Consider the following 13,049-nt stretch of genomic DNA (forward strand, 5'->3'; position numbering starts at 1 on the left):
CCCGTCGTCGCGTCGCGGGGATGGTGATCGGCGCGCAGCCGTGCCGGTGCGTGTGCCGGATCAGCCCGGTTCGCGGTCGGTGGCGTCGGATTCGGCGTCGCGTGGCTGGCCGCGCAGGGTCTTGCGCCCGGTGATCATCGCCGACACCAGGTTGCCGCCTTCGCGGATCTCGGTGACGACGACCGCGATCATGTGCAGCAGGCTCATCGCCAGCAGCAGATAGAAACCCCAGACGTGCAGATTCACGACGGGTTCGCGCAGCTCGCGCATGCGTGCGTAGGCCTCGGCGTCATAGAGCGCCGTTGCATAAGGCACCAGCGTGGAAGGATCGACGCCGGGGGCGGCGATGCTCTGCGCGATCCACGCGCCGAGCGGGGGGTAGAATAGATCGGTGCCGGCGAGCACGAGGCCGGTGACGGCCTGCATGGTGAGCAGGATCAGCAGCACCCCGATCGCGAGGCGTCCGGCCGGGTTGTGGCCGAGCCAGGGCTCCGACCTCCCGGCCGCGAACGCGGCGAGATAGTCGCGAAGCGCGGACAGGTAGCCGGCACCGCCCGGCAGGATCTGGCGCCAGCGCGCATAGTGTCCGCCAACAAAGGCCCAGACGATGCGCATCATAAGGTTCAGCGCAAAGACGTAGCCGATCCACACGTGCAGGGTCTTGAGCGCGACCTTGCCGTCGTTGGACACATCCAGTGCTCCGGCATTGAGGATGACCAGGCCGATCGCCATCAGCGCGAGCACGCAGGCGGCATTCAGCCAATGAAACAAGCGCGTGGGAACGTCCCACACGAGCTTCTGCTGACAATGATCCGGCGTGTTCATGTCGGCATCCCGTTGTTCTTAACGTACACGTACCTTGGATGGAGAGCTGATGTGAATCAAGCGGACGGTGCGATCGGCAGTCGGATCCTGACCTCTGCGCCATCCCTGCAATTACTCGCGGTCGCTTCCCCGCCATGCAGGCGCGCGATGGCACGCACCAGCGTCAGGCCCATGCCGTGGCCGGGGGAGCGGCGCGCGGTGTCCCCGCGGAACAGGCGCTCGAAGGCGCGTTCGGGATGCTCGAAGCCTGCGCCCTGGTTGCGCACGCGCAGCTCGGCACTGCCGGCCGCGCAGTGCAGTTGCACGCTCACGCACTGCTCGGCGGCGCCGTATTTCAACGCGTTGTCGATCAAGTTGATCACCGCCTGGAACAGCAGGTGGCGATCGCCCAGCAGCGGACACGGCGCACTCAAGAGGGTCTCGATGCGCATGCCGCGTGCCGCGGCATCGGCGTCGTACAGCGAGACCGCGTCCTCGACGATCGCGGCGAGATCGACCTGGCAAAAGGCGCTGCGGGCGGCGCCGGCTTCGACGGTCGCCAGTTGGAGCAGTGACTGGAAGGTGCCGAGCACCTGGTCGACCTCGGCGATCGCCTCTTGCAGCCAGTCGGCATCGGCGCCGCGTCGCTCGGCTTCGAGCAGGGCCTGTTCGAGCCGGGTGCGATGGCGGGCGAGCGGCGAGCGCAGATCGTGGGCGATCGCTTCGGTGCTGTTGCGCAGACTCTCGAACAGCTGGCTGATACGGTCGAGCATGCGGTTGAGCGTGCGCGCGAGCGCATCGAACTCGTCGCCGCTGCCGCGCTCCGGAATGCGGCGCGACAGATCGCCGTCGATGATCTGCTCGGCGACGCTGCGCACGGTGGCGATCGGCGCCAGTGCGGCGCGGTAGATGAGCATCCCGAGCACGAGCGCGAGGATCAGCGACGCCGCCACGGTGAGCGCGGCCGCGCGGTGGATGGTGTGCATCACGCTGCGCACTTCGATGCTGTCGAAGGCCACTAGCACGCGACTGCCGTCCGGCAGGCGCGCCGCCGCTATCCACCACTGCGTCGGCGGCTGGCGCTGCGCATTCGGCAAGCGCAGCAGGCGGCCGTCGGTGGAAAGTCCGGCCGGCCAGTCCGGCCAGTGGCCCGCGAGGTGGCGGCCGGTGGTGTCCTCCAGCCGATAGCTGCGGCCGTGATGGGGGCTCTCGAAGACTTCTCTGTGCTCGATGAAGCCGATCACGCCATCCAGGCCGTCGATCAGGTAGTCCGCGACCAGCACCTCGATTTCGGCGGCCACGCTCTCGGCCAGATGCTCGCGCATCGCGCGCTCGGCCATCCACACCATGACGACGACGACGGCCAAGAGCGCCAGACCCACGATCGCCGCATTGAGCAGCGTCAGCCGCAGTGCGAGCCCCCGGCCGGCGCGCGGTGTCATGCCGGACCGAGGCGATAGCCGGCGCCGCGCACCGTGTGGATCAGCCGCGTGCTGCCTTCGGGTTCGAGCTTGGCGCGCAGGCGCGAGATGTGCACGTCGATGATGTTGGTCTGCGGATCGAAGTGGTAGTCCCAGACGCCTTCGAGCAGCATCGTGCGCGTGACCACCTGGCCCGCGTGCAGCATCAGGTATTCGAGCAGCCGATATTCCTGCGGCTTGAGGTCGATGAGCCGCTCGCCGCGGTACGCCGTGCGCGCGAGCCGATCCAGGCGCAGGTCGCCGACGGTGAGCGTGGTCTGGGTCTGGCCCTGCTCACGCACGCGTCGCAGCAGGGCGTCGATGCGCGCCATCAGCTCGACCAGCGCGTAAGGCTTGACCAGGTAATCGTCGCTGCCGGCCTTGAGGCCGCGCACGCGGTCGTCGACCTGGCCGAGCGCCGACAGGATGATCACGGGTGTCGATTTGCCGGCGGCGCGCAGCGCGCTGACGATGGCCAGGCCGTCCATGCCCGGCAGCATGCGGTCGACGATGCACAGCGCATAAGGTTCCGACAGTGCGAGGTACAGGCCCTCACGGCCATCGGCCGCATGGTCGACGGCGTGGCCGGCCTCGCGCAGCGCCTTGAGCGCAAAGCGGGCTTGCTCGGCATCGTCTTCGATCAGCAGCAGGCGCATCGACGCGTCCACAGCGCCGCGCAGCACCGCGACGCTTTCAGGGCAGGACATGGTAGTCGGCACCCTGTGATTCGAGGAAGCGGCAGGCGTCGGCGCCGTGCAGCAGGGCCAGCGAGCTGAGTGCGCCTGCGGCCGAGCAGGTCGGCGCGGCGACGGTGATCGCCCGCGGCGCATCGGCGACCGGGTAACCGCTGCGCGCGTCGAGCAGGTGGCCGTAGCGCCGGCCGGCGTGCGTGAGATAACGGTAGGCCGAACCGCTGGTGGCTACCGCGCCCTGTCGGAGTTGGATGCGCACGTCGCTGTCGAGGATGCCGACCTGCCACGGCCGGCCATCGCGACGCGCTCCGCTGGCGGCGAGATCGCCACCGTAGTTCACCAGCACCGGCACTGCCGCTGCGGCCGCAAGCAGGGCCAGCGAGCGATCGACCGCGTATTCCTTGCCGATGCCGCCGAAATCGATCTCCATCTGCGGTTCCATCTGTAGGCGTCGGCCGTCCCAGCGCACGCGCTGCCAGCCGACGCGCGCGAGCACGGCGGCGACGGCGTCCGCGTCCACCCAGCGCTCGGTCCCGTCGAAGCGCCACAGGCGGCGCAACACCCCCGAGGTCAGGTCGAAGCGCGCTTCGCTGAGCCGGTACAGGTGTGCGCCGTAGTCGATCAGGCGCGCGGTTTCCTCGTCGACCTCGATCGCGGCGCCGTCCGCGGTGTTGATCGCATGCACGAGGTTGTCAGACCGGTAGCGGCTCCACTTGGTCTCGATGCGTCGCGCCTCGGCTTGGGCGATGGCACCGAGCCGTGCGGCGAGTGCGGCGTCGTCGCAGTCGATCAGGACCTCGCAGGGCGAAGCCATCGCCTGGAAGCGGAACGCGTAGCCACCCTCGTCGAGGCGCGAGAGCATCTCATCGGCCGAAGCGAAAACCCGTCGTGAACAGGACCGCCGTCAGCTCGGGTTCGAGGTCGAACTTCGCAAGGCCATCCGCCGCCTCGGCCGGCACCCCGGCACTACGGCCGAGCTGGGTATAGCCCTCCAGGCGCACCCACCAGGGCAGGCCGCCGCGCGTGGTGTGGCCGTACTTCAGGCCGACGGTGATCGCATCGAAGGCGCCGAGCCGTGGGTCGGCGCTGGCCTCGCCGATCTGGTTCTCCTCGCCGTCGAACAATGCGGCGCGGTAGAAATCGGCCTCGCTCTGGCGGTAGTAGCGCAGATGCGGTTCGAGGTGATCACGCGCGCCGAAGTTCCAGCGGTAGGTCGTGTCCACGGTCTGCGAGAACACGCCCCAGTCGTCGCTCATCAGGCGCAGCGAGATCGTCCATGCGTCGCGGTCGTAGACGAAGCGCTTGTACTCGCCGTACAGCGCCTGCTTGAGGCGTGTGTCCGGGCGTCCCTCGTAGACATAGCGCAGCGGCTCGCCGTCGGCGCCGACCACGGAGAGGAGCTTGTACGGATCGCTCAGGTAGCCGTCGGACTTGCTCAGCGAGGCGGTCAGGGTCACCAGACTCACCGGCGAGAGCACCTGCGTGAAGCTCGCCAGCACGTCGATCACGGTCTTGGACACGCTGGCCTCGCGGCTTGCGCGCGGTTCACCCTCGGCCGGCATCCGTGACAAGGGCTGCGGCGCACCACCGACCGGCTCGATGCGGTCCTGCTCGACGTTCACCCCGAAGCTGACCGTGGTGTTGCGCAGATTGAAGTCGCGCGCGATCGTCGCGCCGGCGCCGATGGACAGATAGTCGTACTCGTTGGACGCGAACAGCGTCGTCGTCAGCGTGTTGCGCCTGCCCAGCGGCGTGCTCAAGCTCGCGTCGAGGGCGACGCGGGTGTCGCGAAAGGTGTCGTCGAGCGGGGTTTCGCCGGCGGCGATCGTGTAGCTGCCGTTGCCCGACGGCGTGGTGAAGGTCTGCGGCGTCGATGCCGGCGCGGCGCCGTTGGGCGAGGCGCCGGTGAGTGCGTCCAGCGTCAGACCCATGGACAGGCTGCGGCCGCTGTCCCAGTTGCGCGTCGCGCGAAAGCGCGGTTCCGCGGCCTGTACGCGGCCGTCGGCCTCGCTGTAGATCAGGGTCGCGCCCTCGAAGGTCCAGCCGGGGACGGCATCGGCCGCCGCCGAGGCCTGGCTCAGGCCGAGCAAGGCCAGCGCCGCCGCGTTGAGTGAGGGATTCAGTTGCATCCGCAGCCTCCGCCGCCAAAGCCGCGCCCGCCACTGGACGCTTCCTTGCTGAAATACGTGTGATCGTCGAAGGCGGCGAGCGCCGGCTCACCGCCGGGCTGCATGTCCTCGCGCGCCAGCGTGCCGCGTTGCCAGGGTTGTACGGTCACGCAGCCGGACACAAGGGCCAATGCGAGGGTCATCGCCGTGAGTCGCAGCGGGTTCATTTCAATGCACTCCGAATGGCGGCCTCGTATTCGGGAATCTCGTCCTTGCGAAAGCCGCTGTGTTGCCAGATCACGTCGCCGTCGGCGTCGAGCAGCACGGCGCTGGGCATGCCCTGCAACTGGTAGTGCGCGGCGATTTCGCCGGCCGGGTCGAACAACAGCATGAACTCGGCCGGATGACGCATCAGGAAGCGATCCGCATCGGCGCGATGCTGGTCGACGTTCACGCCGACGACGACCAGTTCCCCGCCATAGCGATGTCGCACCGAGTTCAACCACGGGAAACTCAAGGCGCAGGGCACGCACCAACTGGCCCAGAAATCGACGTAGACCGGTCGCCCTTCTGCGGCCCGCAGGATGGCTTGCAGCGCCGCCGGGGGGCGGTCGGCGGCCATCGCCGCCGTCGTTGTGGTCGTCGTGAACAGGGCGGATGCGAGCAACAGCCAGGCTCTCACACAAGTCTCCGGACGGGTGGAAACCAGAGCATGCGGGATGCTGCCGCACCGGCCGATGGCAACAACATGAACGGATTTTCATGTTCGCGACCGGATGAATTTCCTGTCATGACGCCGCAAGCCGGCCGGCAAGCTCGGCTGGCGCAGTCTGCGGTGCATGATTCCCATTCTGCGTTCTTCCGCCTCGCGCCTGCTGGCGATCACGGCAGCTTCCACCCTGATCGCCCTGATGGCATCGCGCCTGCTGTTGCTGGCCTGGTTTGCCGATCGCTGGGTTTCCGATCAGCTCTGCACGCTGCTGGTGCTGGGCCTGCGTGTCGATCTGATCGTCGTCGGCATCCTGCTCAGTGTGCCGGTGCTGCTGTGGCCCTTGCTCGCCTGGGCACGCACAGCGGCCGTCTGGTGGGTGCTCGCGCGCGCCTGGATAGGGGTCATCGCGCTGGCCATGCTGCTGCTGGAGGTGAGTACGCCGAGCTTTTTGTTGGAGTACGAGGCGCGGCCGAACCATCTCGCGGTGGAGTACCTGCGCGACTGGGACAGCATCCTACCGATGCTCTGGACCGGGTTTCGCGTGCCACTGCTCACCGGCGCCGCGGTGCTTGGTGTGGGCAGCCTCGCGCTGGTTCGCTGGCTCCTGCGCCGGCCGAGTGCGTCGGCGCTGCCGGCTTACGCACTGTTGCTGTGGCCGCTGCTGATCGCCGGTGACGTGCTGCTGATCCGCGGCACGCTCGATCACCGCCCCGCCAACCCGGCGATGTTCGCGCGCTGGCCGGACCAAATGCTCAATCAGCTCGCACTCAACAGCGCCTACAGCTTCGGCTACGCGGTATACGCGCTGCGTCACGAGCGCAGTGCAGCGGACGTCTACGGCAGGCTCGACGACGCCGAGCTGCTGGCGTGGCTGCGCGAGGATCCTCGCTTCTCGACGAGCCCGCAGGAGCGCCCGAGCTGGCATCGCCAGTCGCCGCGGCGCGTGCGCGAGCGCCCCTTGAACCTGATCGTCGTCGTCGAGGAGAGCCTCGGTGCCGACTTCTCGGCGCGGCTCGGCGGACGCGGCCTGACCCCGGAGCTCGACCGCTGGGCGTCGCGCGGCATTTGGTTCGAGCGGATCTACGCCACCGGCACGCGCTCGGCGCGCGGACTCGAGGCCATCGTCGCCGGCTTTCCGCCTTCGCCGGCACCCGCCGTGCTCAAGCGCGAAAAGGCGCAAGAGGACTTCGCGACGCTGGCCAGCGTGCTCGGCGAGGCCGGCTATCGCAGCCGCTTCATCTACGGTGGCGGCGCGCACTTCGACAACATGCGCGGCTTTTTCCTCGGCAATGGCTTCGACCAGGTCATCGAGCGCGGCGACTTCGTGAACCCGCGTCATGTCGGCAGTTGGGGCGTGTCCGACGAGGATTTGTTCGAGCGCGCGCTGGCGGAGACCGATGCGGCGGTGGCGCGCGGCGAGCGTTTCTTCCATCTGGTGTTCAGCTCCTCGCACCACGAGCCTTTCGATTTTCCGCCGGGCCGCCTGCCGAGCGATGCGGGCGAGCCGGGAAGCGCCGACGGCGCCGTGCGCTACGCGGACTTCGCGCTCGGCCGCTTCCTCGATGACGCGGCGCGGCGTCCCTGGTTTGCGGACACGCTGCTGCTGGTCGTCGCCGATCACGACGTGCGCGTCTATGGCGACGCCGTGATTCCGCTGCGGCGCTTCCAGATCCCCGCGCTCATCGTCGGTGCGGATGTCGAGCCGCTGCGCGTGCGCAGCCTGGCTTCGCAGATCGACCTCGCACCGACGCTACTGTCACTGGCTGGCGTCGACGCGTGGACGCCGTTTCCGGGACGCGACCTGCTCGCGACGTTGCCCGAGTTCGGCGTCGCGGACGGCCCCGAGCCGCGCGCGCTGATGCAGTTCGATGATCGCTTCGCGTGGCTCACGGACGGCGAGCTGCTGGTGCTGCACGCGGGCGGCGTGGGCGAGCGTTGGGTGGTCACTGCCAGCGGTGAGCCGACCTCCCCGGCAGCCTTGTCCGAGCCGCAGCGACGCCGCCTGCTCGCCAAGGCGAGTCTCGGCGACTGGCTCTACGCACGTCGCGCCTACGCGCTCGGCGCGGCGTCGAGTCGCCCACCGTCCATGGCCGCCGCGCGCGCCGCCGAGCCTCGCGGATGAGGGCCAGGCCCGTCACACGCTGGGCCGGTGCGGTCGCGGCGCTACAAACCGCTCTGATGCTGGCCGCGGCGGGACCGTGCTGCGTCGCGGGTGCCGATGCCGTGCGCGTGGCCGAGATCGTCTTCGAGGGCAACGAGCACACGCGGGTCGAGGTGCTGCGGCGCGAAGTGGTGCTGCAGCCCGGCGATGTTCTCGATGCTGCGCGCGTCGAGCAGGGTCGTCAGCAGATTCAGAACCTCGGCTTGTTCCGCAGTGTGGACGCGCGCATCGAGCCGATGGGCGAGGCCGCGCGCGTCGTGTACACGGTACGCGAGAAATGGTTCTGGCAGTTGTATCCGCGCCTGTCTGCGAACAGCGAAGGGCAGAACAGTCTGGGCGGCGAAGTCCGCTTGAGCAATCTATGGGGCCTGAATCACAGCCTGCGCTTGATCGCGCGCTCGCGAGACACGCGCGAAGCCGATCGCGGACGCGACCTCAGCGTGCGCGCCAGCTATGTCGCGCCATACCTGCTTTCCGAGCGCGACAGCCTGCGCCTTGCGCTGGCGCACAACCAGATCCCTTACGAGGCGCCGATGGCTTATGACGAGACCATCGACGAAATCGAGCTCGTGGTCATGCGCACCTTCGGGTTGCCCGAGCGCCCCGGCCAGGGTTGGAGCCTGGGCGGCGGCCCGTTGCTGCGCCGTCAGCGCGTGTCGGACGAGACGTTGGCGCGCAGTTTCGGCGACAGCCTCGGCTGGGTCAGCGAGTTGAGTTATCGCAACGGCCGCGACCTGATCTTCAGCGACGATGGCCGCAGTTTCTGGGCGCGCCATGAGATCGCCGACCGCTCACTGCTGTCGGACTACAGTTACTCCGTATTTCGGCTCTCTTGGGAGCAGGCCTTGCCGATCGGCACGCGTGCGCATCAGCAATTCGTCTATGGCCTTTCGCTCGGCGTCGGCAACCACGCACTCGATCACCGCGCCCTGTTCTCCTTGGGCGGCATCGAGGGACTCAAGGGTTACGAGCGGCGCGCCTTCGAGGGCAACAGCTTCTATCTCGCGCATGCCGAGTGGCTGCGGCCGTTGTACTGGGACAGTCTGCGCGGCGTGATCGGCATCGAGTTGGGCAATGCCGACTGGCAGACCCGGGATCTGTTGGACACGCCCAAGGTCAGCCTCAACCTCGGTTTGCGTCTGCGCCCGCGGCGCCTGACCCAGTTCGAGCTCGAGCTGGGCTTTGCCGTGCCGCTGGGCGGCGACGATCCGCGCTTCTACGGCGGCAAGATCGAGCGGCGCTGATCGGCGCAACGCAGCGCTCGCCTCTGATCATGCGGCGACGGAACTTCGAAGGTGCCGGGGGCGTCGAGACTGGCGTCTGTCGAGCGGCAAGTCCAAGATGCGCGCTGGCGACGCCGTGCGCGGCGTCGCAGACACGCATCGCTCGCGGGGCGCAAGAAGCATGAAGCCAGTGGAGCAGACACCGACGATCGGGCTTGCGCTGGGCAGCGGCTCGGCGCGCGGCTGGTCGCACATCGGCGTGATCCAGGAGCTGGAGGCCATGGGCATCCGCCCGCAGGTCGTCGCCGGTACCTCGATCGGCGCGCTCGTCGGCGCGGTCTACGTCGCCGGCCAACTCGACGATTTCGCCGACTGGGTGCGCAAGCTCACTGTGCGCGACGTCGTCGGCCTGATGGACTTCACCTTCTCCGGCGGCGTCGTGCGTGGCGAGAAGTTGTTCGGCTCGTTCAGCGAACGTCATGCCAATCCGAACATCGAGGATCTCAAGCAGCGCTACGCAAGCGTCTGCACCGAGATGAAGAGCGGCCGCGAAATCTGGATCACACGCGGGCCGGTGCTCGCCGCGGCGCGCGCCTCCTGCGCGCTGCCCGGCGTGTTCTCGCCGGTCAAGCACGAGGGCCGCTGGATGCTCGATGGTGGCCTGGTCAATCCGGTGCCGGTCTCGGCGGCGCGCGCGCTCGGCGCCGACGTGGTGATCGCGGTCAACCTCAACGCGCAGCTCGTCGGCGCACATCTGTCGCGGGCGAGCCGTCAGCTCGTCGAGAAAGAGATCGATGCCGAAGCAGCCGAGGCCGCAGCGCGCGCCGAGCGCGCACAGGGCGCGTCGGCGGCACAACCAGCCAAGGACCGCAGCCCGTCGAGTCGCGGTTTCTGGCAGCGCGTGATCGGCTACTTCGAGAGCAGCGATCCCGAACACCCGGGTCTGTTCGACGTGCTCGCGTCGAGCATCAACATCATGCAGGACCGCATCACGCGCAGCCGCATGGCGGGCGATCCGCCGGAGGTCACGCTGATTCCGCTGCTCGAAGACTACGCGCTGATGGACTTCCACCGCGCCGACCAGGCGATCGAGGAAGGTCGGAACGTGGTGCGCCGTCACGAGGCCGAGCTACGCGCCTGGACGCACGTGCCGTAGCCGCTCACGAGCGAGCCCTGTCCGAAGTGCGCCTACGTGCGCCAGGCGCAAGATCAGGCCGCGCCCGGCGAGCGCCCGCGATGCGGCATCTACTCCGAGAAGTACCTGCAACGGCGGCTACGCGCGGCGATGGTCGCCGAGCGCGCCGTCAGTTCGCCGATCCGCCATGGCGCGAGCGGGTCTGGGGCACGCTGTGGTCCGTGCCCGAGCGCGTCGACCAGACCGCATTCATCGGGCGTTGTCTGGTTCTGGTCGGCATCCTTGCCTGGGGCATCTGGTTCATCGCGCAGCCGCTGTCGTCGGACGCGCTGATGCGCTCCTTCCTGCACGGCGTCGATCTCGCCTTTCACGAGTTCGGCCACCTGCTGTTCAGCTTTCTCGGCGAGTGGATGATGTATCTGGGCGGCAGCCTGTTGCAGATCCTCGTACCGCTGCTGCTGGCGGTCTACTTCGTCTGCAAGCAGCACCAGCCGTTCTCGGCGGCAGTGTGCCTGTGGTGGTGCGGCCAGAACTTCATCGACGTCGCCCCCTACATCGCCGACGCCCGTGCGCTGGCGCTGCCGCTCGTCGGTGAATGATCCGAAGAGATGGTCGACGCCCGCGCCCTGCGCCACGACTGGCACAACATCCTCGGCCGCATCGGCCCACTCGCCCATGACCAGGCGCTCGCCCGACTCGCCAAGCTCACGGGCGTGTTGCTGATCGTCGCGTCCTGGATCTGGGGCGGCATCCTGCTGCGCCGGCAGTACGCGCGGCTGTCCGGCGACGTGCTGCGGGAAAGCTGACCTCGCCGCCCCATTGGGCCGTCGCGGGCGCAAAGTTCCGAAAGGAACGTGCCCAACTTTTCGGGAATCACCTGCGCGCTGCGGCCATCCGCAGCACGGTTCCATATCCTGACGGCGCTTCTACGACGCCGTTTGCCCGCAGCATGCGGTGCAGCTCCGGCAGGCGATGGCAGGGCACCGAGGCCATCAGGTGGTGTTCCTGGTGGTAGTTCACGTGCATCGGCGCGACGGTAAGGCGCGCAAGCCAGCCGGCGCGCGTGGTGCGGGTGTTGCGCAGGACGTCGGCGCTGCGTTCCATGCAGGCGTGTTCGGCGATCGAGCGGATGCGGATGTACAGGCTGAACGTGGTCATGTAGGCCGCGATCCAGGCCCAGTAGGTCCAGCCGATGCCGAGGGCATAGAGGACGCCGAACAAGGCGGCGTTGGTGACCAGCATTGGCGTCATGTGGCGGAGGCCTTCGCGCACGTAGTCGCTGAGGGGGCGCGTGCCGCGCGGACGGCGCGTCACCGTCGCGGCGACGGTGTATTCGAACACGCCGATGTCCATCAAAAGCTGTGCGGCGATGCGGCGCAGCGCGGTCTGGCCGCTCACGTCGCGTAGCGCTTTTTTGATCAGCGAGCCGCGCGTGGTCGGAAACGGCGTGACCAGGCTCAGGTCCGGATCGACCTCGAGCCCGGTGTGCGTGTGGTGGCGTAGATGGTGGGTGCGGTAGCGCGGCACGTCGTTCCAGATCGGCCGTGCGCACAGCCAGTCGCCAATCCACTCGTTGAGCGTGGGCGTGCGGAACAGCAGGCGATGCGCGGCCTCGTGCGCAAGAATCGCGAGCGCATGCTGGCGGCCGCCGAGCACGAACACGGCGGCGATGAAGGTCCATATCGACGGCCAGATCGCCAGTGCCGTGAAGCAGACACCGATCGCGGCCCAGGTCGACAGCACCATCCATGCGCCGCGCAGGTCGGAGCGCGCGGTGAGCTGGGCGATCTGCTCGGGTGTGAACAGCTCGCGCGGGCGCAGGCGGGAAGATGTGATCGTCTCGTTCATGGCTCAGTGAAGGGCATGCGCGCCGTGCTCGGTACCGGTGGGCAGCGGAAGCTGGTGCAGGCGCCGCCAGATGCGGTGGCCGAAGTCGTCGAAGCGTTTGACGGTCGCCACATAGGCTCGGCGCGCATCCACGTCCACCAGCGGCGCCGGCAGCCAGGGATCGAACACGAGCTGGCGGATCGCCTCGTTGCCGTGCAGGTAGGCCTCGCGTGCGGCGACTTCGAGCTCCAGCGCGTCGGCGCGCGTCATCCAGCGTTCCAGCGCGGCGCGGCGTTCCCGGTACAGCCGGCTCAGGTGCTTGCCGTCCCAGAGACGGCGCGCGCGTGCCTCGCGCGCGGTATCGAGATGGCGGATCACGAACACCGCGGCGCGCTCGTCGACGCCGAGCGTGGCCAGCCGTGTGCGCACCGCGTCGACACCGCCGGCCAGATTGTCCGGGCGCAGATGCAGGCCCGGATCGAGTTCGCGCAGGCCGAGCATCGACAGCGCGCGCTCGTGCTCGTGCGCGCGGCGGCGCGGCAGCTTGGCAAGGTGCACGGCGATCCAGTCGCCGCGCCAGTCACGGGTGCGCCGCTCGGCGTCGCGCCAGTTCGCGACTTCGCCGGCGAGGCCGACGGCCGCCGGGCCCAGCCGGTAGCGGCCGCGTTCCGCTGCTTCGACCATGCCGGCCGCCGAAAGCCGCACAAGGGCCACACGCACGCTGTTCTCGCGGATGCCGAACAGCGCACAGGCGTTGATCGCTTCACGCGCGCCGAGTGTCGCGTCGTCGGCAGCGAGCAGCAGGTTGAGGATCAGTGATCGCGGCGTGGGCGGTCTCGGCTTCGAGATCATTACAGATGTATGGACAAGATGCTATGGACAGAAATATTACAGATCGTGATACTTGGTTCAACGTCATGTAATGGA

General features: G+C 68.4%; 14 protein-coding genes. 5 read left to right on the forward strand and 9 right to left on the reverse strand.

The window, feature by feature from the left end:
* Positions 1 to 60 precede the first annotated feature (60 nt).
* From ABSH63_RS11570 to ABSH63_RS11600, 7 genes are read right to left on the reverse strand one after another with little or no spacing between them, the layout of a single operon-like run.
* Entirely contained in the window at positions 61 to 825 is a 765-nt protein-coding gene (locus tag ABSH63_RS11570) for a cytochrome b/b6 domain-containing protein (protein WP_352889922.1), read from the reverse strand.
* A 56-nt stretch (positions 826 to 881) separates the two neighbouring features.
* Positions 882 to 2,246 (reverse strand): sensor histidine kinase, encoded by a 1,365-nt coding sequence (locus ABSH63_RS11575; protein WP_352889923.1) that lies wholly within the window; start codon positions 2,244 to 2,246, stop codon positions 882 to 884.
* The gene (locus ABSH63_RS11580) at positions 2,243 to 2,920 is read right to left on the reverse strand and encodes a winged helix-turn-helix domain-containing protein (RefSeq protein ID WP_352890036.1); all 678 of its coding nucleotides are present in this window, start codon (positions 2,918 to 2,920) and stop codon (positions 2,243 to 2,245) included. The genes ABSH63_RS11575 and ABSH63_RS11580 overlap by 4 nt, the downstream gene beginning before the upstream one ends.
* Before the next feature lie 37 nt (positions 2,921 to 2,957).
* On the reverse strand, positions 2,958 to 3,818 hold the full coding sequence (locus tag ABSH63_RS11585; RefSeq protein WP_352889924.1) for an FAD:protein FMN transferase: 861 nt from the start codon (positions 3,816 to 3,818) through the stop codon (positions 2,958 to 2,960).
* 1 nt (position 3,819) lies between these two features.
* Positions 3,820 to 5,085, reverse strand: a complete 1,266-nt coding sequence (locus ABSH63_RS11590; protein WP_352889926.1) for a DUF3570 domain-containing protein — start codon at positions 5,083 to 5,085, stop codon at positions 3,820 to 3,822.
* Positions 5,076 to 5,291: a DUF4266 domain-containing protein gene (locus ABSH63_RS11595; RefSeq protein WP_352889927.1), complete on the reverse strand. Its 216-nt coding sequence runs from the start codon at positions 5,289 to 5,291 to the stop codon at positions 5,076 to 5,078. The genes ABSH63_RS11590 and ABSH63_RS11595 overlap by 10 nt, the downstream gene beginning before the upstream one ends.
* The gene (locus tag ABSH63_RS11600) at positions 5,288 to 5,746 is read right to left on the reverse strand and encodes a TlpA family protein disulfide reductase (RefSeq protein WP_352889928.1); all 459 of its coding nucleotides are present in this window, start codon (positions 5,744 to 5,746) and stop codon (positions 5,288 to 5,290) included. The genes ABSH63_RS11595 and ABSH63_RS11600 overlap by 4 nt, the downstream gene beginning before the upstream one ends.
* 157 nt (positions 5,747 to 5,903) lie before the next feature.
* On the opposite strand from ABSH63_RS11600, the gene ABSH63_RS11605 reads away from it, so the two are divergent.
* The 5 genes from ABSH63_RS11605 to ABSH63_RS11625 all read left to right on the forward strand — a co-directional run bounded on the left by ABSH63_RS11605 (position 5,904) and on the right by ABSH63_RS11625 (position 11,101).
* Positions 5,904 to 7,898, forward strand: coding sequence for an LTA synthase family protein (locus ABSH63_RS11605; protein WP_352889929.1), 1,995 nt, complete (start codon positions 5,904 to 5,906; stop codon positions 7,896 to 7,898).
* Entirely contained in the window at positions 7,895 to 9,181 is a 1,287-nt protein-coding gene (locus ABSH63_RS11610) for a POTRA domain-containing protein (RefSeq protein ID WP_352889931.1), read from the forward strand. The genes ABSH63_RS11605 and ABSH63_RS11610 overlap by 4 nt, the downstream gene beginning before the upstream one ends.
* A gap of 160 nt (positions 9,182 to 9,341) precedes the next feature.
* The gene (gene rssA, locus ABSH63_RS11615) at positions 9,342 to 10,316 is read left to right on the forward strand and encodes a patatin-like phospholipase RssA (RefSeq protein WP_352889933.1); all 975 of its coding nucleotides are present in this window, start codon (positions 9,342 to 9,344) and stop codon (positions 10,314 to 10,316) included.
* A gap of 80 nt (positions 10,317 to 10,396) precedes the next feature.
* Positions 10,397 to 10,894, forward strand: coding sequence for a hypothetical protein (locus tag ABSH63_RS11620; RefSeq protein WP_352889934.1), 498 nt, complete (start codon positions 10,397 to 10,399; stop codon positions 10,892 to 10,894).
* Between the two features lie 9 nt (positions 10,895 to 10,903).
* Positions 10,904 to 11,101: a hypothetical protein gene (locus ABSH63_RS11625; RefSeq protein WP_352889935.1), complete on the forward strand. Its 198-nt coding sequence runs from the start codon at positions 10,904 to 10,906 to the stop codon at positions 11,099 to 11,101.
* A gap of 67 nt (positions 11,102 to 11,168) precedes the next feature.
* Here ABSH63_RS11625 and ABSH63_RS11630 read toward each other — a convergent pair whose 3' ends face one another.
* A complete protein-coding gene (locus ABSH63_RS11630) occupies positions 11,169 to 12,143 on the reverse strand; it encodes a fatty acid desaturase family protein (protein WP_352889936.1) in 975 nt (324 codons plus the stop codon).
* Between the two features lie 3 nt (positions 12,144 to 12,146).
* On the reverse strand, positions 12,147 to 12,974 hold the full coding sequence (locus ABSH63_RS11635) for a PaaX family transcriptional regulator C-terminal domain-containing protein (RefSeq protein ID WP_352889937.1): 828 nt from the start codon (positions 12,972 to 12,974) through the stop codon (positions 12,147 to 12,149).
* Between the last annotated feature and the right edge of the window lie 75 nt (positions 12,975 to 13,049).

The sequence above is a fragment of the Sinimarinibacterium thermocellulolyticum genome (assembly GCF_040327995.1).
Classification (GTDB): domain Bacteria; phylum Pseudomonadota; class Gammaproteobacteria; order Nevskiales; family Nevskiaceae; genus Solimonas; species Solimonas thermocellulolyticum.

Coding starts and splice junctions, on each gene's coding strand:
- ABSH63_RS11570 (WP_352889922.1), bottom strand. CDS start 825: ATGAACACGCCGGATCATTGTCAGCAGAAGCTCGTGTGGGACGTTCCC.
- ABSH63_RS11575 (WP_352889923.1), bottom strand. CDS start 2,246: ATGACACCGCGCGCCGGCCGGGGGCTCGCACTGCGGCTGACGCTGCTC.
- ABSH63_RS11580 (WP_352890036.1), bottom strand. CDS start 2,920: ATGCGCCTGCTGCTGATCGAAGACGATGCCGAGCAAGCCCGCTTTGCG.
- ABSH63_RS11585 (WP_352889924.1), bottom strand. CDS start 3,818: ATGCTCTCGCGCCTCGACGAGGGTGGCTACGCGTTCCGCTTCCAGGCG.
- ABSH63_RS11590 (WP_352889926.1), bottom strand. CDS start 5,085: ATGCAACTGAATCCCTCACTCAACGCGGCGGCGCTGGCCTTGCTCGGC.
- ABSH63_RS11595 (WP_352889927.1), bottom strand. CDS start 5,291: ATGAACCCGCTGCGACTCACGGCGATGACCCTCGCATTGGCCCTTGTG.
- ABSH63_RS11605 (WP_352889929.1), top strand. CDS start 5,904: ATGATTCCCATTCTGCGTTCTTCCGCCTCGCGCCTGCTGGCGATCACG.
- ABSH63_RS11610 (WP_352889931.1), top strand. CDS start 7,895: ATGAGGGCCAGGCCCGTCACACGCTGGGCCGGTGCGGTCGCGGCGCTA.
- rssA (WP_352889933.1), top strand. CDS start 9,342: ATGAAGCCAGTGGAGCAGACACCGACGATCGGGCTTGCGCTGGGCAGC.
- ABSH63_RS11620 (WP_352889934.1), top strand. CDS start 10,397: ATGCGGCATCTACTCCGAGAAGTACCTGCAACGGCGGCTACGCGCGGC.
- ABSH63_RS11625 (WP_352889935.1), top strand. CDS start 10,904: ATGGTCGACGCCCGCGCCCTGCGCCACGACTGGCACAACATCCTCGGC.
- ABSH63_RS11630 (WP_352889936.1), bottom strand. CDS start 12,143: ATGAACGAGACGATCACATCTTCCCGCCTGCGCCCGCGCGAGCTGTTC.
- ABSH63_RS11635 (WP_352889937.1), bottom strand. CDS start 12,974: ATGATCTCGAAGCCGAGACCGCCCACGCCGCGATCACTGATCCTCAAC.